Genomic DNA, 26,233 nt, shown 5'->3' with positions numbered 1-26,233 from the left:
CTGAAGCGCCGTCGCGGGGTGCGGGTCCGTCCCGGCCCGTCGCGCCCACGCGGCGGAGCCGCGTACCGACACGGCCCCGCACCCCTTCACCACGTCCCCCCTCCCGGAAGGAACCGGTAGTCATGACCACCCACCCCGAAGTCGACGCCCTCCTCGATCGCTCCCACCGGCTCGGCTCCGATCCCCGGAACACCAACTACGCCGGCGGCAACGCGTCGGCGAAAGGCACCGCCACCGATCCCGTCACCGGGGGCGAGGTGGAGCTGATGTGGGTGAAGGGCTCCGGGGGCGACCTCGGCACGCTCACCGCACCGGGGCTGGCCGTGCTGCGCCTGGACCGGCTGCGCGCCCTCGTGGACGTGTACCCCGGTGTCGAGCGCGAGGACGAGATGGTCGGCGCGTTCGACTACTGCCTGCACGGCAGGGGCGGGGCCGCGCCCTCCATCGACACCGCCATGCACGGTCTGGTCGACGCCCGGCACGTGGACCACCTGCACCCCGACTCGGGGATCGCGCTGGCGTGCGCCGCCGACGGGGAGAAGCTGACCGCCGAGTGCTTCGGGGACAGCGTGGTGTGGGTGCCGTGGCGGCGGCCCGGGTTCCAGCTCGGGCTGGACATCGCCGCCGTCAAGGAGGCCAACCCGCGGGCCGTCGGGTGCGTGCTCGGCGGGCACGGGATCACCGCGTGGGGCTCGACGTCCGAGGAGTGCGAGCGGAACTCGCTGCACATCATCCGGACCGCCGAGGCGTTCCTCGCCGAGAAGGGGAAGGCGGAGCCCTTCGGGCCGGTCGTCGCGGGGTACGAGCCCCTGCCCGAGGCCGAGCGCGGGGAGCGGGCCGCCGCGCTCGCGCCGTACGTCCGGGGTCTGGCGTCCCAGGACCGGCCGCAGGTCGGGCACTTCACCGACTCCGAGGTCGTCCTCGACTTCCTGGCGCGCGCCGAGCACCCCCGGCTGGCCGCCCTCGGCACCTCCTGCCCCGACCACTTCCTGCGCACCAAGGTCCGGCCGCTGGTGCTGGACCTGCCGCCGGCCGCGCCGCTGGAGGACGCCGTCGCCCGGCTGCGGGAGCTGCACGCGGCCTACCGCGAGGAGTACGCCGCCTACTACCGGCGGCACGCCCTGCCCGGCTCCCCCGCCATGCGCGGCGCCGACCCCGCCGTGGTGCTCGTCCCGGGCGTCGGCATGTTCAGCTTCGGCAAGGACAAGCAGACCGCCCGGGTGGCGGGCGAGTTCTACGTCAACGCCATCAACGTCATGCGCGGGGCCGAGGCGGTGTCGGCGTACGCGCCGATCGAGGAGGCCGAGAAGTTCCGGATCGAGTACTGGGCGCTGGAGGAGGCCAAGCTCCAGCGGATGCCGAAGCCCAAGCCGCTCGCCACCCGGGTCGCGCTGGTGACGGGGGCCGGCAGCGGCATCGGGCGGGCCATCGCGCACCGGCTGGTGGCGGAGGGGGCGTGCGTCGTCGTCGCCGATCTGAACGGCGAGAACGCCGTGGCCGTCGCCGAGGAGCTGGGCGGGCCGGACAAGGCCGTCGCCGTCACCGTGGACGTCACCGACGAGGAGCGGATCGCCGCCGCGTTCAAGGCGGCCGTCCTCGCCTTCGGCGGGGTGGACCTCGTCGTCAACAACGCCGGGATCTCCATCTCCAAGCCGCTGCTGGAGACGTCGGTCGAGGACTGGGACCTCCAGCACGACATCATGGCCCGCGGGTCCTTCCTCGTGTCGCGGGAAGCGGCACGGGTGATGACCGCGCAGGGGCTGGGCGGCGACATCGTCTACATCGCCTCCAAGAACGCCGTCTTCGCCGGGCCTAACAACATCGCCTACTCGGCCACCAAGGCCGACCAGGCCCACCAGGTACGGCTGCTGGCCGCCGAGCTGGGCGAGCACGGGATCAGGGTGAACGGCGTCAACCCGGACGGTGTGGTGCGCGGGTCCGGGATCTTCGCCGGCGGCTGGGGAGCGCAGCGGGCCGCTGTGTACGGGGTGCCGGAGGAGAAGCTGGGCGAGTTCTACGCGCAGCGGACGATCCTGAAGCGCGAGGTGCTGCCCGAGCACGTGGCGAACGCGGTGTTCGCGCTCACGGGCGGGGACCTCACCCACACCACCGGGCTGCACATCCCGGTCGACGCGGGTGTGGCGGCCGCGTTCCTGCGATGAGCGCGGGCGTGAAGTCGTACGCCGCGGTCGACCTCGGCGCGTCCAGCGGGCGGGTGATGGTGGGGCGAGTGAGCGCGGACTCGGTCGAACTGAGCGAGGCGCACCGGTTCCCCAACCGGCCGGTGCGTCTGCCGGAGGGGCTGCGCTGGGACGTCCTGGCGCTCTACGGCGGTGTCCTCGACGGGCTGCGGGCGGCCGGGGCCCACTGCGGTGGACGGCTCGCCTCCGTGGGCGTCGACAGCTGGGCCGTCGACTACGGCCTGCTGGACGCCGACGGGGCACTGCTCGGCAACCCGGTGCACTATCGCGACGCCCGCACCGAGGGGGTCGCGGAGAAGGTGTGGGCGACCGTGCCGGCGGCGGAGCTGTACGCGGCGACGGGCATCCAGTACGCGCCGTTCAACACCCTCTACCAGCTCGCGGCCGCCCGCGCCTCGGAGCAGTTCGCCCACGCCGGGCGGCTGCTGCTGATCCCGGACCTGCTGACGTACTGGCTCACCGGCGAGCAGGGCACCGAGCTGACCAACGCCTCCACCACCCAGCTCGTCGATCCCCGGACCCGGGACTGGTCGTACGAGGTCGCCGGGCGGCTGGGGATCGACCTCGGCCTGTTCGCTCCGCTGCGGCAGCCGGGCGATCCGGCCGGGACGCTGCGGCCACAGGTGCTGGCGGAGACGGGCCTGACCGGTCCGGTGCCGGTGACGGCCGTCGGCTCGCACGACACCGCGTCGGCGGTGGCCGCCGTCCCGGCGGACGGGGAGCGCTTCGCCTACATCTGCACCGGCACCTGGTCCCTGGCCGGCCTGGAGCTGTCCGCTCCGGTGCTCACCGAGGAGAGCCGGGCCGCGAACTTCACCAATGAGCTGGGCCTCGACGGCACCGTCCGCTATCTGCGCAACATCATGGGGCTGTGGCTGCTCCAGGAGTGCCTGCGGGCCTGGGGCGAACCGGATCTGGGGGCGCTGCTGCGGGAGGCGGCCGGCGTGCCGGCGCTGCGCTCGGTGGTGGACGCCGGGGACGAGGAGTTCCTGGCGCCGGGGCGGATGCCCGAGCGGATCGCCGGGGCGTGCCGCGCGTCGGGGCAACCGGTGCCGGGCACCCCGGCCGAGATCACCCGCTGCATCCTCGACTCGCTGGCCCTCGCCCACCGGCGGGCCGTGCTGGACGCGCAGCGGCTGGCCGACCGTCCGGTGGACGTGGTGTACCTGGTCGGCGGCGGCACCCGCAACGCGCTGCTGTGCCAGCTGACGGCCGACGCCTGCGGGCTGCCGGTGGTGGCCGGCGCCACCGAGGCGGCGGCCCTGGGCAACGTCCTCGTGCAGGCCCGCGCGGACGGGCTCGCCGGTGATCTCGCCGCCCTGCGCCGGCTGCTCGTCCGGACCCAGCCGCTCACCCGGTACACGCCCCGCGGCGACACCGGCCCGTGGCGGGCGGCCCAGGCCCGGCTCGCCACGCGGTGAGCCGCGGTCTCCCCTCGGCGCCGCCCGCCGATTACTCTGCACTCGTCCGATGACCGACACCGAGGAGCCGCGATGCGTGTCGCCCTGTTCCTGACCTGTGTCAACGACACGCTGTATCCGGACACCGGCCGGGCCGTGGTGAAGCTGCTGACCAGACTGGGTGTCGATGTCGACTTCCCGATGGCGCAGACCTGCTGCGGGCAGGCCCACTACAACACCGGCTACCGGCATGAGGCCGAGCCCATGGCCCGTCATTTCTCCGATGTCTTCGGGGAGTACGAGGCGATCGTGACCCCGTCCGGGTCCTGCGGGGCGATGGTGCGGGAGCTGTATCCCCGCATGGGCGAGCGGGCCCGTGCCGAGGGCCGCGGGGACACGCTGGCGCGGACGCTGGCGCCGGTGGTGCCGAAGACGTACGAGCTGACGGAGTTCCTGGTCGACGTGCTCGGGGTGACGGACGTCGGCGCCTACTACCCGCACACGGTGACCTACCACCCGACCTGCCACGGGCTGCGCGGGCTCGGGCTGGGCGACCGGCCGCGCCGGCTGCTCCAGGCCGTCAAGGGGCTGGAACTGCTCGAGCTGCCCGGCGCGGACGAGTGCTGCGGGTTCGGCGGCACGTTCGCGGTGAAGAACGCGGACGTGTCGGCGGCGATGGGCGCCGACAAGGTCCGCAACGCCGAGTCGACGGGCGCGGAGGTGCTGTGCGCGGCCGACAACTCCTGCCTGATGCACCTCGGCGGCACGATGACCCGGCTGCGCACGGGCATGCGGCCGGTGCACATCGCGGAGATCCTGGCGAGCACGGAGGAGGAACCGGCGGTATGAGCGGAACGTATCTCGGCATGCCGGCCTTCCCGAAGGCCGCGCACGACGCCGTCCGCAACCCCGTCCTGCGGGGCAACCTGCGCCACGCCACCCACACCATCCGGGCCAAACGGGCCAAGGCGGTGGGCGAGTTGCCCGACTGGGCGGCGCTGCGCGAGGCGGGCCGGCGGATCAAGGACCACACCCTGCGCCACCTCGACCGCTACCTCGTCCAGCTGGAGGAGTCGGTCACCGCGGCCGGCGGCACGGTCCACTGGGCGGCGGACGCCGAGGAGGCCAACCGGATCGTCGCCCGGCTGGTCAAGGAGACCGGCGAGTCGGAGGTCGTGAAGGTCAAGTCGATGGCCACGCAGGAGACCGGCCTCAACGAAGCCCTGGAGGCCGAGGGCATCCGCGCCTACGAGACCGATCTCGCCGAACTGATCGTGCAGTTGGGCAAGGACCGCCCCTCGCACATCCTGGTCCCGGCCATCCACCGCAACCGGGGCGAGATCCGGGACATCTTCCGCACCGAGATGGGCGAGTGGGGCCGCCCCGCACCGGAAGGACTGACGGACACGCCCGCCGAACTCGCCGAGGCGGCCCGGCTGCACCTGCGGGAGAAGTTCCTGCGCGCCAAGGTCGGCGTCTCCGGCGCCAACTTCATGGTCGCCGAGACCGGCACGCTGGTCGTCGTGGAGTCCGAGGGCAACGGCCGGATGTGCCTGACCCTGCCGGAGACGCTGATCTCGGTCGTCGGCATCGAGAAGGTGGTGCCCACCTGGCGCGACCTGGAGGTCTTCCTCCAGACCCTCCCCCGCTCCTCGACCGCCGAGCGCATGAACCCGTACACCAGCACGTGGACGGGCACGACGGACGGCGACGGTCCGCGCGCCTTCCACCTGGTCCTGCTCGACAACGGCCGCACCGACACCCTCGCCGACCGGGTCGGCCGCCAGGCGCTGCGCTGCATCCGCTGCTCGGCCTGCCTGAACGTGTGCCCGGTGTACGAGCGGGCGGGCGGGCACGCCTACGGCTCGGTCTACCCGGGCCCCATCGGCGCCATCCTCAGCCCCCAGCTCAGGGGCACGGCGAGCGAGATCGACGCCTCCCTGCCGTACGCGTCGAGCCTGTGCGGGGCCTGCTACGAGGTGTGCCCGGTCGCCATCGACATCCCCGAGGTGCTGGTGCACCTGCGGGAGCGGGTGGTCGAGGGCGGCCCGGCGGTGCGGCAGGGCAACACGGTGGTGCTCCAGCCGGCGAAGGGACACGCGGCCGAACGGGCGGCGATGCGGGCGGCACGCTGGGCGTTCACGCACCCCGGCGCCCTGCGCACGGGCCAGCGGATGGCCTCCCGCACCCGCCGGCTGCACCCCCGTACCCTGCCCGGCCCCGGCCGGGCGTGGACCGGCACCCGGGACCTGCCGGCCGTACCGCCAGAACCGTTCCGGGACTGGTGGCAGCGCACGCGCGGCGGGAAGGACGGTGCGAAGTGAGCAGCAGGGAGCGGATCCTGGGCCGGGTGCGGCGCGCGCTCGCGGACGTGCCCGCGGACGAGGTGCCGTACGAGCAGGCCGTGCCCCGGGACTACCTGCGCGAGCACGGGCGGCGGACCACCGAGGAGACGGTGGAGCTGCTGGCGGAGAACCTGGTGGACTACCGGGCCGTCGTGCACCGGTGCGACGCGCAGGAGCTGCCGCTGCTGGTCATGCGGCTGCTGGCCGAGCGCGGCTCCCAGGAGGTGCTGGTTCCTCCGGGGCTGCCGCCGGAGTGGCTGTCCGCCGCCGGTCCCGTACGCATCCACGACCGGGCGGCGGACACCGCCCAGCGGCTGGACCGGGTGGACAGCGTGGTGACGGGATGCGCCGTGGCCATCGCCGAGACCGGCACCATCGTGCTCGACGGCTCCCCCGACCAGGGCCGCCGCCGCATCTCGCTCGTCCCGGACCACCACATCTGCGTCGTGCGCGTCCCGGACCAGGTCGTCTCCTCCGTACCCCAGGCCCTCGAACGCCTCGATCCCGCCCGCCCGTTGACCTGGATCTCCGGCCCGTCGGCCACCAGCGACATCGAGCTGGACCGGGTGGAGGGCGTCCACGGCCCCCGCACCCTGGAGGTGATCCTGCTCGGCTGACCGCACTCCCGGGCGTCCGCCGGTCGGGGCACGACGGAATGAGGCGGGCCGCGTCCTGCCGTACGTTGAGGGAATGATCCGGTTCGAGCAGGTCACCAAGCGGTATCCGGACGGTACGACGGCCGTGGACGGCCTCTCCTTCGAGGTGGCCGAGGGGGAACTGGTCACGCTCGTCGGGCCCTCCGGGTGCGGCAAGACGACGACCATGATGATGGTGAACCGGCTCATCGAGCCGACCTCGGGCCGGATCCTCGTCGGCGGCGAGGACGTCGCGGCCGTCGACCCGGTCCGGCTGCGCCGCCGGATCGGGTACGTCATCCAGCAGGTGGGCCTCTTCCCGCACCGCACCGTCCTCGACAACACCGCGACCGTGCCCGCGCTGCTCGGCTGGAAGCGGTCGAGGGCACGGGCCCGGGCGGCCGAGCTGCTGGACCTGGTGGGGCTGGATCCGAAGACCTACGGGCCGCGCTACCCGCAGCAGCTGTCCGGCGGTCAGCGGCAGCGGGTCGGTGTGGCGCGGGCGCTGGCCGCGGACCCGCCGGTGCTGCTGATGGACGAGCCGTTCGGCGCGGTCGACCCGGTGGTGCGGGAGCAGTTGCAGGACGAGTTCCTCCGCATGCAGGCGGCGGTGCGCAAGACGGTGCTGCTGGTCACGCACGACATCGAGGAGGCCGTCCGGCTCGGCGACCGGATCGCCGTGTACGGGCAGGGCCGCATCGAGCAGTTCGACACGCCGGGCACGGTGCTCGGGACGCCCGCGACGCCGTACGTCGCCTCCTTCGTGGGCGCCGACCGCGGGCTGAAGCGGCTGTCGGTCACCGCGATCGAGCCGGACGACCTGGAGCAGCCGCCCGTCGCCCGCCCGGACGAGCCGGCCGCGCGGGCCCTGGAGCGGCTGCGGTCCGCGGGCGCCCGCTGGGCGGTGGTCCTGGACGCGAGCGGTGACCTGCACGGCTGGGTCGGCGTCGACGAACTGCCGGCGGGCGGCACGGTCGGGGACCTCGCCCACCGCATGACCGCCTGGGTGCCGGTCGGCGCACCGCTGAAGCAGGCGTTCGGGGTGATGCTCCAGCACGACGCCGGGTGGGTCGCCGTGCTGGACGGGGACCGGTTCCTCGGTGTGCTGACCCCGGCGAGGCTGCACGAGGCGCTGCGCCGCTCGGTGGACGCCGACGCGCGCGGGGTGACGCGGGGGCAGGTGCCGTTCGACTCGGTGGCGGACGCCTGACCCGGGTCACCTCAGTAGGCCCTTGTCCTTCAGGTAGGCGCGGGCCACGTCGGCGGGCAGCCGCCGCCAGCTGTCGACCTGCCGGTTCATGGCGGCCAGGTCGGCGGTGGTGAGCACGTCGTTCAGCCTGCCGAGCGCCTTCGCCACGCCGGGGCCGCCCGCGCGGGCGCGGTTGACGACGGGGACGACGTAGTCGGCGTTCTGCAGTCGCCTGTCGTCGGCGAGCAGGACCAGGCCGAAGGCGTCGAGGGTGGCGTCGGTGGTGGTGGTCAGCACCATCTGGTCGCGTCCCTCCTGCACGGCCCGCTTGGCCTGGGTGGTGCCGACGCCCTTGGGGTCGACGCCGGTGACGTCGATGCCGTACACCTTCTTCAGACCGGGCGCGCAGTACGGCCGTCGCACGCATTCGTCGCCCGCCGCGAGCCGTACCTTCAGCCCGGAGGCGCCGAGGTCGCCGAGGGTCCTGAGGTGGTGGCGGCGGGCGTAGGCGGCGGTCACCGCGAAGGCGTTCTGGTCGACGGCCCGGCCGGGCGGGAGGACGGTGAGGCCGCGGGGTGCGGCGAGGGCGCGCAGGGCCTTCATCGTGGTGCCCAGGTCGGGCGAGCCGGCCGGGGGCGCGTCCGCGCCGTGGGTCTTGGCGCTCAGCCAGTCGGCCAGGGTCGCCGCGTACTCGGGTACGACGTCGATCTGGCCGGACTCCAGGGCGGGTTCGTACAGTTCCCGGTTGGCGACCGTGATCAGGGACGTCCTGTAGCCGGCCTGGTCGAGCAGCTGGGCGTACATCTGGGCGAGCAGATCGCTCTCGGTGAAGCCGGCCGAGCCGATGGTGAGGTGACGGCTGTCCCCTGGCGGCGCGGTGACCTGCCCGCGGTCCTCCAGGGACGGGCCGGTGGCACAGGCCCCCAGGGCGAGGAGGGCGGCGGTGGCGACTGCGGCACGGGCTCCGGCTCTCATCGGCCGCCCCGCACCCATGCGGGTGCCACTCGCTCGGCGATCTCGAAGACGCCCTCGACGAGCAGGGCGAACACCGCTACGAGCAGCGCGCCCGCCACCACCTGGGGCGTGCTGGCGAGGTTGAAGCCCGCCGTGATGATCCGGCCGAGGCCGCCGCCGCCCGCGAGCGCGGCGATCGTGGCGGTGGCGACGAGCTGGACGGCGGCGATCCGCACGCCGTTCAGCAGCAGGGGGAGCGACAGGGGCAGCTCCACGCGGAACAGCAGCTGCCGGCCGGTCATGCCCATGCCCCGGGCGGCCTGGACGACGTCCCGGTCGACCTCGCGCATGCCGACGTAGGCGTTGGTGAGCAGCGGCGGAACGGCGAACAGCACGAGGGCGGCCACCGTGGGGCCGTCCCCCCACCTCCCGACCGGGGTCAGCAGCAGCAGGACCAGCACGGCGAAGGTGGGCACGGCCCGGCCGACGTTGGAGAGGTTCACGGCGAGCGCGCCGCCCCTGCCGAGGTGGCCGAGGACGAGCGCGACGGGCAGCGCGATCAGACAGCTGAGGACCAGGCAGCCGACGGTGAGCAGGAGGTGCTGGAGCAGCCGGTGCCGGATGCCGTCGTCGCCCGGCCAGTGCGCGGCGTCGGCCAGCCAGTCCCATGCGGCGGCGAGGGTGCTCACGTGCGGGCCGCCCGCGTCCAGGGGGTGATCAGCCGCTGCACGCCCAGCAGGAGCAGGTCGGCGGCGACGGCGATCAGCACGCACAGGACGGACGCGGTGAGCACCTGCGCCTTGAAGTAGGTGTTCATGCCGGCGTAGATGAGGTTGCCGAGACCGCCGAAGCCGACGATCGCCCCGACCGTGAGCAGGGAGACGGCCGAGACGGTCGCGATGCGCAGGCCGGCCATCGCGGCGGGCAGGGCCAGGGGCAGCTCCACGGTGAGCAGCAGGCGGACGGGGCCGCAGCCGAGACCCCGCGCGGCCTGCCGGGTCTCCTCCGGGACCGCGCGCAGGCCGGCGAGGATGTTGCGGACGAGCAGGGTGAGCGAGTACAGCACGAGCCCGGCGACGACCAGGGTGGCCGAGAGGCCGTAGAGGGGCAGGAGCAGGGAGAACATGGCCAGCGACGGGATGGTGTAGAGGATCGTCGTCATGGCCAGGACCGGCCCGGCCGCCCAGCCCCAGCGGCGGGCCAGCACCGCCAGCGGCAGCGCGATGACCAGGGCGACGAGGACCGCCAGGAAGGTCAGCCGAAGGTGCTGGACGACCGCGTCGAGCAGGATCTGGCGGCGGGTGCTCAGATAGGCGCCGCAGATCCACTCGTTGCGCGCGAGGCAGTCGTCCGGAGGGGCGGTCACGGCTCCATTGCACCGGACGGACGAGCCCTGCGGCACGTTGTGGTGACCCGGACGGGGACGGCGAGTGCCGTGGGGCCCGGCGGGGGCGCCGGCAGGGGGACTCGCGCCCCGCCCGCCCACAGCGAGGCGGTACGTGCCCTGCCCGTCCCAGCCGAGCGGCGGCACCGAGGCGCGCCGCGACGACCCCCACCCGGCCCCCCTATGCCCCGCCGACCCCAGCCGAGCGGCATGTGGCCCGCGGCCGGGGCCGCGGACGCATCCGCGTCAGTGGACTCCCGCCGCGTCCAGCAGGGCCGTCGCCGTGGTCGTGGCGAGTCCGTCGTCCAGGCGTTCCACCCGGGCGCCGGCGCGGGCGTTGGCGCCGTCGAAGACGAGCAGGAGCTGGCGGGCGAGCAGCTCGGGGTCCCGCGCGCCACCCCGCTGCGCGGCCTCGCGGAAGGTGCTCAGCAGGCTGTCCTTGGCCTCGCGGGCGACCACGCTCGCCGGATGCCCGGGATCCTTCACCTCGACCAGCACGGCCAGGTACGGGCAGCCGTGGTACTCGGGTTCCACGGAGCCCTTCTCCATCTGCTCGAAGACGTACAGGATGCTCTCGCGCGGGGTCACGGCCGCCGGATCGGGATGGGTCAGCCGGGCCTGGTACGCCGGCATCCGCCGCTCCAGGCTGGCGGCCAGCATCTCGTCCTTGCTGTCGAAGAGCTGGTACATCGACCGCTTGGAGACGCCCGCCTCCCGGCACAGCGCCTCGATGCCGATGGAGACGCCGTCGCGGTAGGTGAGCCGTGCGGCGGCGTCGAGCAGCCGGTCGCGGGGGGACGCCTTCTCTTTGCTGGTCATACTGCGAGATTACCGCGACGCCGGGCGGAGGAGACCGATCGGTGTACAGCATGGCGCGCAAGCTGAACAAGCGCTTAGACAGGAGAGCGGCAACCGCTCCTCACGGACCCCGTCCCCGACCTCGCCGGAGGCCCCGTTGTTCACGTCCGTCGACGACGTCTCCGCCCGTCTCGCCGAGACCGGCTACCTCGCCTCCCCCGCCGTCGCCACGACCGTGTTCCTCGCCGCCCGGCTGGGCAAGCCGCTGCTGGTGGAGGGCCCCGCCGGGGTCGGCAAGACCGAGCTGGCCAAGGCCGTCGCCCAGGTGGCCGGAGCCCGGCTGGTACGGCTCCAGTGCTACGAGGGCGTGGACGAGTCCCGGGCGCTGTACGAGTGGAACCACGCCAAGCAGCTGCTGCGCATCAGCGCGGGCCGCGGCGAGAGCTGGGACGAGACCCGCACCGACATCTTCACCGAGGAGTTCCTGCTCCCCCGCCCGCTGCTGACCGCCATCCGCGGCGACGAGCCGACCGTGCTGCTCATCGACGAGACCGACAAGGCCGACGTGGAGATGGAGGGGCTGCTGCTGGAGGTGCTCAGCGACTTCCAGGTCACGGTCCCGGAGCTGGGCACGGTCACCGCGACCCGCCGCCCGTTCGTCGTCCTCACCTCCAACGCCGGCCGCGAGCTGTCCGAGGCGCTGCGCCGGCGCTGCCTGTTCCTGCACATCGGCTTCCCCGATGAGGAGCTGGAGCGGCGGATCGTACGGCTGAAGGTGCCGGGCCTCGGCGCGGCGCTGACCGAGTCGGTGGTCCGGCTCGTCGGCGCGCTGCGCGCGATGGACCTGCGCAAGGCGCCGTCCGTCGCGGAAACCGTCGACTGGGCCCGCACCCTGCTCGCGCTGGGCGCCGGGACGCTGGACGAGACCGTCGTGCGGGACACCCTCGGGGTGATCCTCAAGCACCAGGACGACATCCAGAAGGCGGCGGCCAAGCTCGACCTGGAGGCGCTGTGACCGCCGTCGCCGGCCGGATCACCGGCCTGGCCGCGGCGCTGCGCGCGCACGGGGTGCGGATCGGCACCGGGGAGACCGTGGACGCGGCCCGGGCGGTGGAGGCGCTGGGCCTCGCGGACCGGGAGCGCCTGCGCGAGGGGCTGGCGGCGACGCTGCTGCACGGACCGGGCCAACGGGCCCTGTTCGACTCGGTCTTCGACCTCTACTTCCCGCGCGGAGTCGGCGGTCCCGAGGACGCCCCCCGGGACCGGGACACCCTGCGCGACCGGCTGGCCGAGGCGCTGGCCGCCGACGACCGGGCGATGATGGCCCGGCTGGCGGCGGAGGCGGTCGACGGCCTGGGCGGGTACGGGAGTTCACCCGGCTCGGACGGCTGGTCGGCGTACCAGACCCTGGACCGGCTGCGCCCCCAGACCCTGCTGGCCCGGGTGCGGGCCGACGTCCGGGGCCGGGACGGCGGCGGCACCGGGTTCGCGGACCGGCTGCTGGACGACGAGATCCGGCGCCGCATCGAGGAGTTCCGGCGGCTGGTGGGGGCGGAGGCCCGGCGCCGGGTGGCCGAGCGGCGGGGGCGGGACGAGATCGCCCGGCGGGCTGTGCGGCCGACCGCCGAGCGGGTCGACTTCCTGATCGCGAACCGGGACCAGCTGACCGAACTCCGCCGCGCGGTCCAGCCGTTGGCGCGGAAGCTGGCCACCCGGCTGGCCGCGCGCCGCCGCCGGGCCGCGCGCGGCACGATCGACCTGCGCCGCACCCTGCGCTCCTCGCTGTCCACGGGGGGCGTGCCGATGCGGCCGGTGCTGCGGCGGCGCCGCCCGGTCCGGCCCGAACTGGTGCTGCTGTGCGACGTGTCGGGCTCGGTGTCCGGGTTCTCGGACTTCACCATGCTCCTGGTGCAGGCGCTGCACGACCAGTTCGGCAAGGTGCGCGTGTTCGCGTTCGTCAACCGGCTCGACGAGGTCACCGGTCTGCTCGACCACGGCCGCGCCGACCCCGACGGACTCGGCGCCCGCATCCGCGCCGAGGCCACGCTCACCGGCTGGCACGGCAGCAGCGACTACGGTGTGGCGCTGGGCGATTTCGCCGAGCGGTACGGCGGTGCGGTGGGGCCGCGTACGACGGTGTTCGTCCTCGGTGACGCCCGCACGAACATGAGCGACCCGAACCTCCCCGCCGTGCGCGAGCTGGCCCGGCGGGCCCGGCGCGTCTACTGGCTCAACCCCGAGCCGCGCGACCGCTGGGGCACCGGCGACTCGGCCGCGCCCGCCTACGCCGAGCTGGTGGAGATGCACGAGTGCCGCACGGCCGCCCAGCTCAGCGCGCTGATCGCGGGCCTGCTGCCGGTGTGAGGGCGGACGTGCCCACGGTCGGCCGACCTGCTCCTGGCGACGGACTCGCCTCGGCCACGACGCCGGGCGTCCGTCCGTGATCGACTGGCCCCGACACCGACACCGACTCAAGGACACCATCATGACCCACCCGCCTGTACCGCTGGGCACCTTCCCGACCCCTCTGGAACCGGCGCCCCGGCTCGCCGCCGCGCTCGGGCTCGGACCGGAGGACCTGTGGGTGAAGCGGGACGACCTGACCGGCCTGGGCGGCGGCGGCAACAAGATCCGCAAGCTGGAGTGGACGGTGGGCGCGGCCCTCGCCGAGGGCGCGGACACGCTCGTCACCACCGGTGCCCCGCAGAGCAACCACGCCCGGCTGACCGCCGCCGCGGGCGCCCGGCTGGGCCTGGACGTCGTCCTCGTCCTGCGCGGCGCCCCGGGCGCCTCCCGCTCCGGGAACCTCACCCTGAACGGCCTGTTCGGGGCGCGGCTCGCCTGGGCCGGCGACGTGGACCAGGCCGGGCTGGACGCGGCGGCGGCCGAGGTCTGCGCGCGTCTGCGGTCCGGCGGCGCCCGCCCGGCACTGATCCCGTTCGGCGGCTCCAGCACGCTGGGGGCCAGGGGGTACGCACGCTGCGGCAGCGAGCTGCGCGAGCAACTGCCGGACCTGCGCACGGCGGTCGTGGCCCTCGGCTCGGGCGGCACGATGGCCGGGCTGGTCGCGGCCCTGGGGAGCGGGTCGGTACTCGGCGTCGACGTGGGCGCGCTGGCCGACCCGGCCGCGGCGGTCGCGGAGTTCGCCGCGCCGCTCACGGCGGAGGCGGTCACGCCGGGCACCCTGCGGATCCGCCGGGACCAGGTGGGCGCCGGCTACCCGGTCCTCACCGCCCCGGTACGGGACGCCCTCCGTCTCGCCGCCCGCACCGAGGGCCTGGTCCTCGACCCCGTCTACACCGGCCGCGCCCTGGCCGGCCTGCACGCGGCGGTGCGCGACGGCACCGTACGCCCGGGCGAGCGGACGGTCTTCGTCCACACCGGCGGCCTCCCGGGCCTGTTCGGCCACGCGGACACGCTCGCCTTCGCGGAGGAGCAGGCGCGGTCCTTCGACGCGTAGAGCGACCCCGCCGGACCGCTCCCGGGGCGGCCCGGCGGGGCCGAGGGGATGAGCGGACAAAACCGGCGCCCGGCCAACCCTCCGACCTCGCTCTCACCGCCGTCGTCCATGCGGAGGTGCAGCCGACCCCGCACCACGTACCCGTTGTGCATGACGGTGTCCTCCCTGCCGGCCGCTGACCGCGGCCGGCCACCGTCCCCGGCGGCCTCGGGCGGCACCGGCGCTGCGGCGGCGGCCGTACCCCACGGCACCGTCGTCGGCCCGGCGGCCCGGCACCGCCATCCGGGCGGAGGCGGGACGCGGACACCGGCCGCGGCGGCCCACCGGCTACCAACTGCGCGCCGCCCGCAGCAGGAAGGCGCGGACCCGGGCCACGTCGGGGTTGTCGGAGGCACCGGGGCGCTGGACGAGGAAGCCGGTGTTGATCGGCGGGTCCTCCGGTTCCAGCAGCGCGACGAGCGCGCCGGACGCCAGGAGGTCCTGGCACAGGTAGCGGGGCAGCACGCTGAACCCGGCGCCGGCGGCCACGGCCGCGAGCACCCCGCGCAGATCGGGGACGGTCACGGCGGCGGTACGCGACAGACGCCGGCCGAAGACGTGCCGCCAGTACCGGCGGGCGATCGGCAGGTCCTCGGCATAGGTGACGAGCGGAACGTCGTGCAGCACGGCGGGGTCGAAGGAGCCCGGCGCGGCGACCGCGAACCCTTCGGCACTCCGCGCGGCGGGCCCGCGTCCCTCGGTCTCCGGCCCGGTGACCCCCTCGGCATCGGTCTCCCGCGCAGGGCCGCGTCCCGTCAGCCGCTCCGCCCAGACCGGGGCCGCGACCAGTACGAACTCCTCGTCGGTGAGCGGGACGGCGTGCACCGTGCGGCCGCGCGGGCGGGTGGTGGCGATCACCAGATCGTGGCGGCCGGCCCGCAGTTCGTCCAGCAGCGGATCAGTCAGCCCGGTCGCCACCCGCAGCCGTACGCCCCCGGCGATCAGCGGAGCGAGGGCCGGCAGGACCCGGGTGCACAGGAGTTCCGCCGGGCCGGCCAGATGCACGGGATCGGCGCGGGTGCCGGCCGGCGGGGTCGGCCCGGCGACGGCGGCCAACTCGTCCAGGGGCGCGGCGATCCGGGCCGCCAGCTCGTCGGCCACCGGGGTCGGCGTGACCCCGCGCGGCAGGCGTTCGAACAGCTCCCGGCCGGTCTGCCGTTCCAGCGCGCGCATCTGTGTCGTCACCGTGGGCTGTGACAGTCCGAGCAGCCGGGCGGCGCCGGTGAAGGAGCCGGAGCGGTACACCGCGAGGAAGGTGCGCAGCAGGTTCAGGTCGAGGGAAGCGAGGGAAGCGGTCTCCACGGATCCGAGTATGGCCGCCGGGCATTCCCCCGCTGCCATAGGAAACCCGATGTCAGCCATTGGGTGCTTCATTGGATGCCTATGGGTCGTCTCGCCTACGTTCGTTCTCGCGGGCCCGGCCCGCCGCACCCGCGGCCCCGGGCCGCCCGTGGACGCAAGCCTTCTGGAGGAAGAACCCCATGTCGAAGATCCTGTTCGTGATGACCGGCGCCGATCACTGGACGCTCGCCGACGGCACCGCGCACCCGACCGGATTCTGGGCCGAGGAGGCCGTGGTCCCCTACCGGGCCGTCAAGGCCGCCGGTCACGAGGTCGTCGTCGCCACGCCGGGCGGTGTGGTGCCGCCGGTGGACCAGGCGAGCCTGGCCGCCGAGGTCAACGGCGGTCAGGAGAGGGCCGAGGAGATCGCCCGCGGGCTGGAGGAGATGACCGAGCTGCGGACGCCGGTGAAGCTCGCGGAGGTGGACCTCGCCGACTTCGCCGCCGTGTTCTACCCGGGCGGGCACGGCCCCATGGAGGACCTGGCCGTGGACGCCGAGTCGGGCCGGCTGCTGGTGGCGGCCCTGGACTCGGGCAAGCCGCTGGCCGTGGTCTGCCACGGTCCGGCCGCCCTGCTCGCCGCGGTCCGCTCCGACGGCGGCAACGCCTTCGCCGGCTACCGCGCGGCGGCCTTCACCAACGAGGAGGAGACCCAGGGCGGCCTCGCCGGACAGGCCAGGTGGCTGCTCCAGGACCGGCTGACCGAGGCGGGGGTCGAGGTGCGGGCGGGTGAGCCGTGGGCGCCGCACGTCGTGGTGGACCGCGACCTGATCACCGGCCAGAACCCGGCCTCCTCGGCCCTGGTCGCCGAGGAGCTGCTGAAGCGGCTGGGCTGAGGGACCAGGTCGCGGAAACAGGTCGCGGAAACAGGTCGCGGAGAATTCGCCGGAGGTCACCCGCAACCTCGCCCGGGGTCGGACGTCTGTCGGGGTGGAGGCCTCCACCTCGTCCAGTTGTCCGACCCCGAGCGACCGAAGGAACACATGTCCGTACACCGTGCACCGCGCCCGAACCGCACCCACCGGCTGCGCGCCGCCCTGGGGGTCTCCGCCGTGGGCGCCGCCCTGGCCGTCGCCGGCACCCTGACCGCCCAGGCGGCCCAGGGCGACGGCCCGGCCCCGGCCGGCAACCGCGCCGCCCACCCCACGGCCCGCTCCCAGAGTGCCGCCACCCCGTCCCCGCTGCCGTCGCCGGTGCGCACGGGAACCCCGTCCCCCGTCCCCTCCCCCGTACGCACGGCGAGCCCCGTACCGGCACCCGCCACGCCTTCGCCGGTGCCCGCCACGGCCACTCCTTCCCCGGTGCCCTCCGTTCCCGGACCGGCCGCGCCGAGCCCGGTGCCGTCCACCGCCGCTCCCGCGCCCCGGCACCCGGCCCCCGCTCCGGAACACCCGCGTCCGGCGCCCGTACCGCACCACCGCCACGCCACGCCGGCGCCGGTTCCGCAGCAGCACTGAGGCAGGGCCGGTGCGGGGGAGCCGCCGCGCGGCGGCTCCCCCGCACCCGGGCCCGGGAGATCCATGACGACAGCGACACCACCGGCGACGGCCCTGCCCTGGGAGCGGCCCGCGTCCTGGCGGCGCCCGGCGGCAGCGCTGCGGGCCCGCGTCCTCGCCCGCATCCGCACGGGTACGGCACCTGCCGCGCCCGGCACCGGGCCCCGTACCGGCACCCGGACCGCCGTGGACGCCGGGCGGCCACCTGGCATCGAGGAGCTCTACCACCACCGCAGGCTGTCCCTGGTGCGCCTGGCGGTGCTGCTGGTGGACGACCTGCCCACGGCCGAGGACGTCGTACAGGACGCGTTCACCGCGCTGTTCCGGCGGCACGGGCACCGGCTCGCGCGGCTGGACGACCCGGAGGCGTACCTGCGGACCAGCGTCGTCAACGCGGCCCGCTCGGTGCTGCGGCGGCGCAGGACCGCACGTGCGCACACCCCCGCCCCCGAGGGACACGCGCCCGCTCCCGAGGAGGACGTGCTGCTGCACGAGGACCACCGGGAGGTGCTGGCGGCGCTGGGCACGCTGACCCGGCGGCAGCGGGAGGTTCTGGTGCTGCGCTACTGGTCGCATCTGACCGAGGCGCAGATCGCGGCGACGCTCGGGCTGTCGCGCGGCGCCGTCAAGTCCACGGCCAGCAGGGCGCTGGACGCCCTGGGCCGGCGTCTGGAGGGGCTGCGATGAACGAGTCCGGTACGGGAGGCACGGCGACGCCGGTGGAGGAGCGGTTGCGGGCCGCACTGGCCGCGCGGGCACAGCGCGTCGGGCCGGCCGACCTGCGCCCCCTGCGCCCGCCGGCCGGGCCGGTGCGGTCCCGGCGGGTGCCGGTGCGCCGGGCGGTGGTGGGGATGCTGGTCCTGGCCGCCGTGGTCGCGCTGGTGTTCCTCTCGGTGCGCCGCGAACCGGCCCGCCCGGTCGAACCGGCCCGCTCCCCGCATCCGCCGGCCGGCACGCCGACCCCCGTCCCGAGTCCGGTGAGCCCGTCCACGCCCCAGCCGTCCCCGAGCGCCCGGCAACCGTGAGTACGCCCGGGGTGACACGGCCGCGGTACGCAACGCGGTGGGCGGGCGGGGGCGTTGGGACACTGCCGCCGTCCACGCCGGTCTTCCGGCAGACCGGCCGTCACGGTCTGCCGCTGCGAGTGCGAGGCGGTGCGGCGCGTGGCACATTGGGCGTGTGGGCCGTGCAGTGCCAGGCCCGTGGCCGCAGGTGCCCGCGGAGCTCGGATGACACCGCTCAGCCGGCCGTCGTTCCCCCCGTATCCGGTGCCGTGGTCACCTCCCTGCTGAAGAACTGTGGGTATGGGTATGCACCGAACGCACTCGTTCCGTTACGCGGCCGCCGCGGCCGGCGTCTCGCTCGCCGTCTCCGCGCTCCTCCCGGCGCACGCCTCCGCCGCGGGCCTGCCGGCGACCGCGTCCCCGGCCGCCGCCAGACCCACCGTCGTGCTGGTTCACGGCGCCTGGGCCGACGCCTCCAGCTGGAACGGCGAGGTCAAGATCCTCCGCGGTGAGGGGTACCAGGTACGTGCCGTCGCCAATCCCCTGCAGGACCTGACCACCGACTCACAGACGATCGCCGACTTCCTCAAGACGGTGCGGGGTCCGGTGGTCCTCGTCGGCCACTCCTACGGGGGCAGTGTCATCACCAACGCCGCCGCGCAGGTCAAGAACGTCAAGGCGCTGGTGTACGTGGACGCCGCCGCGCCCGCCGTCGGTGAGACCAACGGATCCCTGAGCGGTTCCACGTCGGCGCTGAACGCGCCGCCCGGCACGCTGTTCGACACCGCGGCGTACCCTCAGGCGCCGTCCGGGGCGAAGAACCTGTACCTGAAGAAAAATGTCTTCGTCAAGGACTTCGCCAGTGACCTGCCCGCCAACCAGGCCGAGAACCTGTGGGCGACGCAGCGGGCCGCCTCGACGGCCGCGTTCGACACGCCGTCGAAGCACGCAGCCTGGAAGACGATCCCGTCCTGGTACTTCATCAGTACAGGCGACCGGATCATCACCCCGCAGTCGGAACAGCGCATGGCTCGTCGCGCCCACGCGAGGACGACCGTCTTCAAGGGCGGGTCACACCTCACCCTCATCTCACACCCGGACGCGGTGGCCAAGGTCATCACCTCGGCGGCCCACTCCGCGGGTTGACCCCTCGCTCGGCGCCCCCCCACTACGGGCAGGGCGGCAAGGCCGGTCTCGTACACCGTCCACGGACGCGGACTGTTGGCGCAGACGTCACTTGTGGTTCGGCTGTGGCCGGTCATCTCCCCATTAGATTGCAAAGGAAGGACTTTGCGATCCCCATGGGAGAGTTTTGTGAACAGAAACGTGCGTGGTCTGCGTTGGGCGGCGCCTGTCGCGGCGGCGTCCGCGGCCGTGGTGGCGACCATGGTGCTCAACCCCACGCCGGGCGCGTCCGCCAGCGCTCCGCAGAGCGCGGCGAAGGCCCCCACCGCCAAGAACGTCATCTTCATCAACGGCGACGGCATGGGTGCCGCCGCGCGTGAGGCGGCACGACTGCATCTCGCCGGGCTTCAGGGCCGGCTGACGATGGATCGTCTTCCGGTGTCGGGTCAGCTGACCACCACGCCGGACGACCCCAAGGCGGTGGTCACCGACTCCGCGGCGGCCGCCACCGCATGGGCCACGGGCCAGAAGACGTACAACGGCGCGATCAGCGTCGACACCGACGGCAACCCGCTCCCCACGCTCGGGGCCCAGGCCAAGGCGGCGGGCAAGGCCACCGGCCTGGTCACCACCGCACAGGTCACCGACGCCTCGCCCGCGGCCTTCTTCGCCAACACCGCCGACCGCGGCAAGCAGGACGAGATCGCCCGCCAGTACCTCGACGTCAGCAAGCCGGACGTGATCCTGGGCGGCGGCGAGGACTGGTGGCTGCCGGCCGGCACCGCGGGCGCCTTCCCCGACAAGCCCGCCGAGGACACCAGCGAGGGCAGCCGCGGCACCAAGGGCAACCTGATCGCCAAGGCCCAGCGCTCCGGCTACAAGTACGTCACCAGCGCGAAGGACCTGGACAAGGCCACCGGCGGCAAGTTGCTCGGCCTGTTCGGCAACGAGGAGATGTTCCAGCAGCGCCCCGAGGGCCAGGGCGACGTCTACGCCCCGGTCGTCGACCTCGCCACGATGACCAGCAAGGCACTGAAGACGCTGGACAAGAACAAGAAGGGCTTCTTCCTCATGGTCGAGGAAGAGGGCGTCGACGAGTTCGCGCACAGCAACAACGGCACGCGCGTCCTTCAGTCGATGCAGCAGCTGGAGAAGGCCGTCGCCGTCGCCCGCGCCTACCAGGCGACCCACCCGGACACCCTCCTCGTCGTCACCGGCGACCACGAGACCGGCGGCCTCGCCGTCGAGGAGAACGACGCGGCGGACGAGTCCGGCACCGGTGTCTCCGCCGAGGACGGCCCGTTCACGATCCACGGCAGTGACCGGACGTTCACCATCGACTGGACGACTTCCGGCCACACCAGTGTCGACGTTCCCGTGACGGCCGCCGGCCCGCTCGCGAGCCGGTTCACGGGCAAGCACGCCAACACCTACGTGCACGACGTCCTGTCCCAGGTCCTGGCCCCCCGCCGCTGACCGGTGCGGAAGTCCGCCGGGGGCCGGTCCCGCCGACGTATAGGGCTGTGCGGACCGGCCGAGAGCCGTCAGGCGGGACGGCGATCCGGGGCCCGTCCCGAACAGCGCGGCCGGGACACCCTCACGCACCGGTTCCCGCCGGCCGGCGGGCGCGCGGACTTCCGTCACCCCGGTACCCGGCCGGGGGCGGGCAGCTCTCCGCCGGGAGCAGGCGCGCGACCCGCTCACCGATCCAGTGGCCGAGTGCCTGGTAGGCGTCGAAGCGCCGGCTGTCGAACCACTGGTCGCTCGTGCCGTCGTGGGGAAACGCGTGGTCGGCCTGGGCGTATGCGAGGAGCGCGTAGGGCATGTCGGGGGTCAGCGTGGCCCGGGCGACGATCAGCTCCCCCTTCGTCCCCAGCTTCCGGCCGTGTTCGTCCACCCGTGGCCGCGGATAGACGATCTCGCCCACGACCACCGCGTCGGCCGAGAGCCGCAGGTCCAGGGCGGCCAGGGGGTTCGGCGGAGGCACCGGGGCCGGCTGGCCCGGCTGGGGCGGCGGCTGGGGCGGCCACGGTGTGAGGGGAGGCGCGCTGCCGGGAACGAGCTTCTCCCACTCCTCGCGCGCGATCCTGATCTCGACCCCGAGCTCCTCCTTGGCCAGCGCCATCGCCTCGCCCAGAGCGGCGGCGAAGGCCCCGGAGCCCCCACTGGCGTCCACGCACACGGCGGTGTCGACGCCGTGCCGGAGCAGCTCGACCAGGCCGAGGTTCTCGTAGTGCCCGCCGTCCGTGACCAGCAGCATCCGGTCGTCCAGCGGGTAGCGGCCGGACACTTCCCGCAGCAGGTACGGCAGGCGGCGGATGCCGGGCACCGGGGGCAGCCCCCAGTCCGCGTGCTCGTCCCAGAGGGAGTCCAGCACACCGGGGTTGGGGAGCCAGGTGCCGAGCCGGGCGTTGGAGAGCGCGAACAGCGTCTGGAACGCGCGTGCCTGACGCCCCATGGCCGAGGCGAAGGCCGCACCGGAGACGGCGACGGCCGACTCGACGGTCAGGTCCTTGCGGATGACGGGTCCGGTGCGGTTCCACAGGACGTCCGTCCGGGCGTACCCGACGTCCGGACCGCCGACGTAGTCGTACGACAGGGTGAACGACACCGCGTGCCGTCCCGGCGGTGTGCGGTCGTCGCCGGACAGGTTGGCCGCCGCCGCGAAGACGACCTGGGGGAAGCCGGGGTGCCGCCTGCCGTAGCAGGCGAGCGGGGTCGCCTCGTCGAAGTCGTAGGGGACCGCCAGCTGTTCACCGTCCTCGTCGGTCTCGCGGCGGACGGCGAAGGCGGTGGCCAGCCGGGCCCGGTAGAAGGGGTGGAGGCTCGTCCACGTCTGGTCGAGGCTCAGCGCGACCGCGCACAGGACGACGGGGAGGCCGATCTGGACCGCCACGGGCCAGGTCCGCCCGGTGTGGATCGCCCCGCCCAGGACGAGCAGGGAGGCCACTGCCACCACGAGGAGGACCACCCACACCATCAGGTACTTGCCGACCACGGGCACGGCGCGCACCAGCCGTGTGCGCCTGGCGGACCGGACGGTGCGCTCGGTGCACTCGACGCGCCGCCAGGTCGTGCCGGCCAGCACGGTCAGGTAGGTGAGCAGCGCCACGACTCCGCCGCTCACCGCGGTCCCCGGGGCGTGGAGCGTCCACAGACGCGCCGTCGCCCACTCCAGCGCCGGGAGGATCACCACCACGACGGCCAGCAGCAGGCCCGCCCACACGAACGTGAGGGAGGCGCTCTTCAGCACGCCCGACAGGGACCGGACGGCGAGGAACAGGGACACCAGCCACAGGAACCAGAACACGGCCGCGCCGCACAGGAGCGCCAGAACGGCCCACAGCGCGGGCGCCCGGAAGCCCGGGAGCCGGGCCGGGTCCGCCAGCGGAACGAGGTGGTAGCCCCAGCTCAGTGCCAGCCCCAGGACCAGCAGGGTCGCGGTGAGCAGCCCCAGGGAGGCCAGCAGGCCCCGCAGGACGGCCCCGATGGCGGCCAGCCATTGGCCGGTGCCCTCCGCGACGTACTTGGAGTGCCGGCGGGTGTGGTCCTCCTCCGGCGTGCCGGGCATGAAGACGTCGCGGGTACGGGTCCGGTACCGGTCGTCGCCCCGGCCCCGGTCCGTCCCGGCCAGCGCCAGTTGCAGGGCACCCGCGGTGTAGCCGCCCCCGGAGACCGACACCAGGTACCGGGCCCGGCGCAGCTGGGGGCGCAGGGCCTGCAGCGCGCCCAGGGTGACGCAGGCCGAGCGGATGCCGCCGCCCGAGACGCAGAAGCCGAGGCCGCCCTGTTCCCGGCCGGGCGGCACCCGGCTGCCGTTCTCCCAGCGTGTCTGCCTGGAACGCGCCTCGCTGGAGCGTGAGGAGCCCGCGCGCGCTGTCTCCGGCCAGCGCGTGTGGCCCCACACCATCACGGGCCAGGGCGGGACGACGTCGGGGCCGGAGCGGGCCGCGGCGCCGAGGTGCCCGTTCCCGCAGACGCATGTCCGGCGGCGTGCGCGCTCCCTGTCGAACCGGCGCCGGGCGCGGCCGTGGAGCGCGGCCCGTTTGAGGACGATCACGACGAGGACGGCGGCGACCGGTACGGTGAGGACGAGCAGCAGCCACTTGACCGTCGCGAAGCCCGCCGCCCAGGCGAACGCCCGGTCCGCGCCGTTCAGCCCGTGCAGAAGCAGCAGTTTCTCGGTCACGGCGCACACGCACGCCGCGACGGCCGCGCCGATCCCGTACACGACCAGGCAGCGGTGTCGCATGCGCACCGCTATGGTGCGGCCGCTCAGCCAGAACACGAGCACCGTGCCGGCGGTGTAGGCCCCCGTGAGGACGAGGTCGGCCGTCAGCGCCGTACGGAAGTCGGCCGTCCGGCCGCCGACGAGGGTGCGCGCCGCACGCGCTGTGCCGGCCAGTTGCAGCCCCACGTCGTCGACGGCGGGGGCGAGGTGGCGGATCCACAGCCCCGCGCCGACGACGGCGACGGCCACGGCGGCCAGGACACAGCCGCGCACGCGCGACAGCGTGCCGGGGCCCTCGTCCTCCGGTGGGGCCTGCGGGCCGCGCGTCGCGTCGGCATCCACCTCGTGCCGCACCTCGTGACTCACCTCGGGCCCCCGGCCGCGGTCCACGGGGCGAAGGCGTTGTCCACCGACCGCAGCGACGCCCGCAGCCCCGGGAAGTGCCGGAGCAGCACGCTGGTCATGGTGTTGTCCTCGATCCAGTCCAGACCGGCCTGGGTGTACACCTGCGGTGTGTAGTCCCTGGTGAGGAACCGGTCGCTGTTGAGGCGGCGGGAGGCCATCAGGACGAAGACGCGGAAGGCGGTGTCGCTGAACGCGAAGCCCTGGGGGCGGGACTCGGCGAACAGGCCCACCGAGAGGTCGACGCGCTCGATGTCCCCGCCGTAGACGCGGCGCATCTCCTCCGCCCAGACGGGGTTGTCCGTGAGGGTGTCGAAGTCCTCGGCGGGGCGGAGGTGGAGCTGGCGGCGGAACTCGTTGTAGCGCGGCACCCCCACCTCGCGTGAACGCAGGATGTCGACGGCCCCGAGGTCCATGAGCTTGCCGTCGGGCCGCTGGAACTCCTGGAGGGCCCGCGGGTAGTTGTGCAGGGTCACCAGGCCCGGGTGCGAGGTGCCGAAGGAGTAGAGCAGGTCGCTCAGGGTGTGCTTGCCGAGGATCTCGTACGCGTGCCACCCCGTCAGTTCGCGGAAGCCGGCCTCCTGCAGCAGCGAGTCGTCGGCGGCCGAACGGAAGCTCCAGTCGTCCGGGATGAGGGGGTGCATGCGGTAGACGGCGACGAACTCCTCGGTGAGCGAGTACGGGACGCCGAAGTGGTCCGTGCGCCCGCCCACGATGCCGCTGAGCACCTCGCTGCCGCTGACCCGGCCGAGCAGCCTGTGCAGGCGCCGGCCCAGCAGGCCGTACCAGTTGGCGTGCAGGGCGGTGACGGTCGTCGGGTGGCTGATGACGGCGGGTGTCCACTCCACGGTGTGGATCTTGGCGATGAGGGCCGCGTTGACGAGCCGTGCCCGCTGGAAGAGCTCCTCGTCGGACCAGGTCGGGTAGGCGTCGTGCAACGCCCCGCAGATCGCGTTGTGCTCCAGCAGGAAGACCAGGTGCATCATGGCCAGTCCGACCCAGAAGCCGGGGATCGCCGCCGGGTCCTTGTCCGGGTCGTCCGGGAACAGCGGCCCGTCGGGGACCCGCAGCCTGCCGCCCTGGCCGGTGCGCAGCGACCGCTGTTCGTCCAGGTTGTTCCCGTACAGCTGGGACGCGTCCCACCAGGGGGAGTTCTCGTTGAGGAAGGTCGGCGGCAGGGCGTCGGTCCCGTCGGGGCGGGTGGGGTCGGGGATGGTCCGCGGGATGAGCATCGGCGGTGCGGGCCACGGGTCGTCGTCGGTCAGCTCGATGTGCCAGGGGCGGTCCATGGTGCCCTGCCCGTGGCTGACCCAGTCCCTGACCATGAACTGGAGCCAGGCGGCGACCAGGGCGTTGACGGACTCGGCCGGGACGAACGCGTTCCGGGTCAGCAGGGCCCGGCTCACCTCGCGGGGGCTCGGGGAGAGCAGGCGTGGCTCGGGTTCGGGAAAGGCCCGGTCCGGTGGCACGTTGCGGCCGAAGCGCGAACGGGCCATGCCCATGCGGGGGTCGCTCAGGTCGTTGTAGGTCCCGTCGGCCGTGCGCTCCGTGGCGTTCCGCGCGTGCGGGGGGCCGACGTCCGGCAGGTCGTACGACGGGTAGGAGCCGGTGTCGAAGAGGTTCTTGCGGCGCAGGTTGTCCCGCAGGCCGACGAGGGTCAGCAGACCCATGGGTTTGGGCAGGCGCTGCCAGCCGACCCTCTGGTCGACGGCGACCGCCAGCCGGTCGTGCAGCCGCACGAACCAGGGGGCCCGGCCTTGTGGTGCTGTGCTCATGAGGGGATTCCTTCCGGCGTCCCGTCCCGGGAGGCCCGGCGCGGCGGCTGCGGCGTCAGCGGACGTCCGGCAGCCGGCACGGCCACCCCCGGGCGACGAGGGTCAGGGCGACGTTGACCGTCGAGATCGCCGTGGCCGCGGTGGCCGTGCGGCGCGGCAGCAGGCCCTCGCGTCCGGCGCAGGCGGCCGCGAGGGCGTCGGCGGCGTGGATGAGCGTGCCGGTCCGCAGCAGGCGGTCGCGGTCGTGCGCGCCCGCGGGGCAGAGCAGTTGGGCGCCGATGACCACGGTGCGCACCCCGAACATGCGGAGCACGTAGACCAGGGCGGGCTGCCGGGGGTCCGCGCCCAGACGGCGGGCCATCAGTCGCGGGGTCAGCAGCGCCGCGGCGCCGTTCACCAGTCGGATGACGGCCAGAGAACGGCGCGCGGCGGTCCGCACGTCCATCTCAGCGTC

The 26,233-nt window shown here is 74.2% G+C and carries 23 protein-coding genes; 15 read left to right on the top strand and 8 right to left on the bottom strand.

The window, feature by feature from the left end; translation table 11 throughout:
* Nucleotides 1–122: 122 nt before the first annotated feature.
* The 6 genes from ACZ5DC_RS05700 to ACZ5DC_RS05675 all read left to right on the top strand — a co-directional run bounded on the left by ACZ5DC_RS05700 (nucleotide 123) and on the right by ACZ5DC_RS05675 (nucleotide 7,791).
* Nucleotides 123–2,162, top strand: coding sequence for a bifunctional aldolase/short-chain dehydrogenase (locus ACZ5DC_RS05700; RefSeq protein WP_468649686.1), 2,040 nt, complete (start codon nucleotides 123–125; stop codon nucleotides 2,160–2,162).
* Entirely contained in the window at nucleotides 2,159–3,622 is a 1,464-nt protein-coding gene (locus ACZ5DC_RS05695) for a rhamnulokinase (RefSeq protein WP_468649685.1), read from the top strand. The genes ACZ5DC_RS05700 and ACZ5DC_RS05695 overlap by 4 nt, the downstream gene beginning before the upstream one ends.
* Before the next feature lie 72 nt (nucleotides 3,623–3,694).
* Nucleotides 3,695–4,450: a (Fe-S)-binding protein gene (locus ACZ5DC_RS05690; protein ID WP_468649683.1), complete on the top strand. Its 756-nt coding sequence runs from the start codon at nucleotides 3,695–3,697 to the stop codon at nucleotides 4,448–4,450.
* Entirely contained in the window at nucleotides 4,447–5,925 is a 1,479-nt protein-coding gene (locus tag ACZ5DC_RS05685) for a LutB/LldF family L-lactate oxidation iron-sulfur protein (RefSeq protein ID WP_468649681.1), read from the top strand. The genes ACZ5DC_RS05690 and ACZ5DC_RS05685 overlap by 4 nt, the downstream gene beginning before the upstream one ends.
* The gene (locus ACZ5DC_RS05680) at nucleotides 5,922–6,563 is read left to right on the top strand and encodes a LutC/YkgG family protein (RefSeq protein WP_468649679.1); all 642 of its coding nucleotides are present in this window, start codon (nucleotides 5,922–5,924) and stop codon (nucleotides 6,561–6,563) included. The genes ACZ5DC_RS05685 and ACZ5DC_RS05680 overlap by 4 nt, the downstream gene beginning before the upstream one ends.
* 73 nt (nucleotides 6,564–6,636) lie before the next feature.
* On the top strand, nucleotides 6,637–7,791 hold the full coding sequence (locus ACZ5DC_RS05675) for an ABC transporter ATP-binding protein (RefSeq protein WP_468649677.1): 1,155 nt from the start codon (nucleotides 6,637–6,639) through the stop codon (nucleotides 7,789–7,791).
* 6 nt (nucleotides 7,792–7,797) lie between these two features.
* Here ACZ5DC_RS05675 and ACZ5DC_RS05670 read toward each other — a convergent pair whose 3' ends face one another.
* The 4 genes from ACZ5DC_RS05670 to ACZ5DC_RS05655 form a co-directional block, all read right to left on the bottom strand.
* Nucleotides 7,798–8,745 (bottom strand): ABC transporter substrate-binding protein, encoded by a 948-nt coding sequence (locus ACZ5DC_RS05670; RefSeq protein WP_468649675.1) that lies wholly within the window; start codon nucleotides 8,743–8,745, stop codon nucleotides 7,798–7,800.
* On the bottom strand, nucleotides 8,742–9,413 hold the full coding sequence (locus ACZ5DC_RS05665; RefSeq protein WP_468649673.1) for an ABC transporter permease: 672 nt from the start codon (nucleotides 9,411–9,413) through the stop codon (nucleotides 8,742–8,744). Before ACZ5DC_RS05665 ends, ACZ5DC_RS05670 begins: the two co-directional genes overlap by 4 nt.
* Nucleotides 9,410–10,090, bottom strand: coding sequence for an ABC transporter permease (locus ACZ5DC_RS05660; RefSeq protein WP_468649671.1), 681 nt, complete (start codon nucleotides 10,088–10,090; stop codon nucleotides 9,410–9,412). Before ACZ5DC_RS05660 ends, ACZ5DC_RS05665 begins: the two co-directional genes overlap by 4 nt.
* 264 nt (nucleotides 10,091–10,354) lie before the next feature.
* Nucleotides 10,355–10,927 (bottom strand): TetR/AcrR family transcriptional regulator, encoded by a 573-nt coding sequence (locus ACZ5DC_RS05655; protein ID WP_468649669.1) that lies wholly within the window; start codon nucleotides 10,925–10,927, stop codon nucleotides 10,355–10,357.
* Between the two features lie 136 nt (nucleotides 10,928–11,063).
* On the opposite strand from ACZ5DC_RS05655, the gene ACZ5DC_RS05650 reads away from it, so the two are divergent.
* From ACZ5DC_RS05650 to ACZ5DC_RS05640, 3 genes are all read left to right on the top strand, one after another.
* A complete protein-coding gene (locus ACZ5DC_RS05650; RefSeq protein ID WP_468649667.1) occupies nucleotides 11,064–11,921 on the top strand; it encodes an AAA family ATPase in 858 nt (285 codons plus the stop codon).
* On the top strand, nucleotides 11,918–13,270 hold the full coding sequence (locus ACZ5DC_RS05645) for a vWA domain-containing protein (protein WP_468649665.1): 1,353 nt from the start codon (nucleotides 11,918–11,920) through the stop codon (nucleotides 13,268–13,270). The genes ACZ5DC_RS05650 and ACZ5DC_RS05645 overlap by 4 nt, the downstream gene beginning before the upstream one ends.
* Nucleotides 13,271–13,391: 121 nt before the next feature.
* Nucleotides 13,392–14,366: a D-cysteine desulfhydrase family protein gene (locus ACZ5DC_RS05640; protein ID WP_468649663.1), complete on the top strand. Its 975-nt coding sequence runs from the start codon at nucleotides 13,392–13,394 to the stop codon at nucleotides 14,364–14,366.
* Between the two features lie 327 nt (nucleotides 14,367–14,693).
* Here ACZ5DC_RS05640 and ACZ5DC_RS05635 read toward each other — a convergent pair whose 3' ends face one another.
* Complete coding sequence (locus ACZ5DC_RS05635; protein ID WP_468649945.1) at nucleotides 14,694–15,746, bottom strand: LysR family transcriptional regulator; 1,053 nt, start codon at nucleotides 15,744–15,746, stop codon at nucleotides 14,694–14,696.
* A gap of 140 nt (nucleotides 15,747–15,886) precedes the next feature.
* Between ACZ5DC_RS05635 and ACZ5DC_RS05630 the strand changes: the two genes are divergently transcribed.
* The 6 genes from ACZ5DC_RS05630 (at nucleotide 15,887) to ACZ5DC_RS05605 (ending at nucleotide 20,847) form a co-directional block, all read left to right on the top strand.
* A complete protein-coding gene (locus ACZ5DC_RS05630) occupies nucleotides 15,887–16,582 on the top strand; it encodes a type 1 glutamine amidotransferase domain-containing protein (protein ID WP_468649662.1) in 696 nt (231 codons plus the stop codon).
* Nucleotides 16,583–16,729: 147 nt separating this feature from the next.
* Nucleotides 16,730–17,203, top strand: coding sequence for a hypothetical protein (locus ACZ5DC_RS05625; protein ID WP_468649660.1), 474 nt, complete (start codon nucleotides 16,730–16,732; stop codon nucleotides 17,201–17,203).
* Between the two features lie 63 nt (nucleotides 17,204–17,266).
* Complete coding sequence (locus ACZ5DC_RS05620) at nucleotides 17,267–17,929, top strand: RNA polymerase sigma factor (RefSeq protein WP_468649658.1); 663 nt, start codon at nucleotides 17,267–17,269, stop codon at nucleotides 17,927–17,929.
* The gene (locus ACZ5DC_RS05615; protein ID WP_468649656.1) at nucleotides 17,926–18,267 is read left to right on the top strand and encodes a hypothetical protein; all 342 of its coding nucleotides are present in this window, start codon (nucleotides 17,926–17,928) and stop codon (nucleotides 18,265–18,267) included. The genes ACZ5DC_RS05620 and ACZ5DC_RS05615 overlap by 4 nt, the downstream gene beginning before the upstream one ends.
* Before the next feature lie 279 nt (nucleotides 18,268–18,546).
* Nucleotides 18,547–19,392, top strand: coding sequence for an alpha/beta hydrolase (locus ACZ5DC_RS05610; protein WP_468649654.1), 846 nt, complete (start codon nucleotides 18,547–18,549; stop codon nucleotides 19,390–19,392).
* 240 nt (nucleotides 19,393–19,632) lie between these two features.
* On the top strand, nucleotides 19,633–20,847 hold the full coding sequence (locus ACZ5DC_RS05605) for an alkaline phosphatase (RefSeq protein WP_468649652.1): 1,215 nt from the start codon (nucleotides 19,633–19,635) through the stop codon (nucleotides 20,845–20,847).
* 121 nt (nucleotides 20,848–20,968) lie between these two features.
* Here the strand turns inward: ACZ5DC_RS05605 and ACZ5DC_RS05600 are convergent, their stop codons facing one another.
* The 3 genes from ACZ5DC_RS05600 to ACZ5DC_RS05590 are packed head-to-tail and all read right to left on the bottom strand — an operon-like array spanning nucleotide 20,969 to nucleotide 26,224.
* Complete coding sequence (locus ACZ5DC_RS05600) at nucleotides 20,969–23,968, bottom strand: hypothetical protein (RefSeq protein ID WP_468649650.1); 3,000 nt, start codon at nucleotides 23,966–23,968, stop codon at nucleotides 20,969–20,971.
* Nucleotides 23,965–25,779, bottom strand: coding sequence for a peroxidase family protein (locus ACZ5DC_RS05595; RefSeq protein ID WP_468649648.1), 1,815 nt, complete (start codon nucleotides 25,777–25,779; stop codon nucleotides 23,965–23,967). Before ACZ5DC_RS05595 ends, ACZ5DC_RS05600 begins: the two co-directional genes overlap by 4 nt.
* Before the next feature lie 55 nt (nucleotides 25,780–25,834).
* Nucleotides 25,835–26,224 carry a hypothetical protein gene (locus ACZ5DC_RS05590; RefSeq protein WP_468649646.1) on the bottom strand — a complete coding sequence of 130 codons (390 nt, stop codon included), beginning with the start codon at nucleotides 26,222–26,224 and terminating at the stop codon, nucleotides 25,835–25,837.
* Nucleotides 26,225–26,233: the final 9 nt, after the last annotated feature.

It is taken from the genome of Streptomyces sp. NPDC031445, assembly GCF_055581365.1.
This window is presented reverse-complemented; position numbering and strand designations above follow the sequence as displayed.

Bases quoted from the DNA above. Each gene is read 5' to 3' on its own strand.
- ACZ5DC_RS05700 (WP_468649686.1), top strand. From the start codon at position 123: ATGACCACCCACCCCGAAGTCGACGCCCTCCTCGATCGCTCCCACCGG.
- ACZ5DC_RS05695 (WP_468649685.1), top strand. From the start codon at position 2,159: ATGAGCGCGGGCGTGAAGTCGTACGCCGCGGTCGACCTCGGCGCGTCC.
- ACZ5DC_RS05690 (WP_468649683.1), top strand. From the start codon at position 3,695: ATGCGTGTCGCCCTGTTCCTGACCTGTGTCAACGACACGCTGTATCCG.
- ACZ5DC_RS05685 (WP_468649681.1), top strand. From the start codon at position 4,447: ATGAGCGGAACGTATCTCGGCATGCCGGCCTTCCCGAAGGCCGCGCAC.
- ACZ5DC_RS05675 (WP_468649677.1), top strand. From the start codon at position 6,637: ATGATCCGGTTCGAGCAGGTCACCAAGCGGTATCCGGACGGTACGACG.
- ACZ5DC_RS05670 (WP_468649675.1), bottom strand. From the start codon at position 8,745: ATGAGAGCCGGAGCCCGTGCCGCAGTCGCCACCGCCGCCCTCCTCGCC.
- ACZ5DC_RS05655 (WP_468649669.1), bottom strand. From the start codon at position 10,927: ATGACCAGCAAAGAGAAGGCGTCCCCCCGCGACCGGCTGCTCGACGCC.
- ACZ5DC_RS05640 (WP_468649663.1), top strand. From the start codon at position 13,392: ATGACCCACCCGCCTGTACCGCTGGGCACCTTCCCGACCCCTCTGGAA.
- ACZ5DC_RS05635 (WP_468649945.1), bottom strand. From the start codon at position 15,746: ATGGCAGCGGGGGAATGCCCGGCGGCCATACTCGGATCCGTGGAGACC.
- ACZ5DC_RS05630 (WP_468649662.1), top strand. From the start codon at position 15,887: ATGTCGAAGATCCTGTTCGTGATGACCGGCGCCGATCACTGGACGCTC.
- ACZ5DC_RS05625 (WP_468649660.1), top strand. From the start codon at position 16,730: ATGTCCGTACACCGTGCACCGCGCCCGAACCGCACCCACCGGCTGCGC.
- ACZ5DC_RS05620 (WP_468649658.1), top strand. From the start codon at position 17,267: ATGACGACAGCGACACCACCGGCGACGGCCCTGCCCTGGGAGCGGCCC.
- ACZ5DC_RS05615 (WP_468649656.1), top strand. From the start codon at position 17,926: ATGAACGAGTCCGGTACGGGAGGCACGGCGACGCCGGTGGAGGAGCGG.
- ACZ5DC_RS05610 (WP_468649654.1), top strand. From the start codon at position 18,547: ATGGGTATGCACCGAACGCACTCGTTCCGTTACGCGGCCGCCGCGGCC.
- ACZ5DC_RS05605 (WP_468649652.1), top strand. From the start codon at position 19,633: ATGGTGCTCAACCCCACGCCGGGCGCGTCCGCCAGCGCTCCGCAGAGC.
- ACZ5DC_RS05595 (WP_468649648.1), bottom strand. From the start codon at position 25,779: ATGAGCACAGCACCACAAGGCCGGGCCCCCTGGTTCGTGCGGCTGCAC.
- ACZ5DC_RS05590 (WP_468649646.1), bottom strand. From the start codon at position 26,224: ATGGACGTGCGGACCGCCGCGCGCCGTTCTCTGGCCGTCATCCGACTG.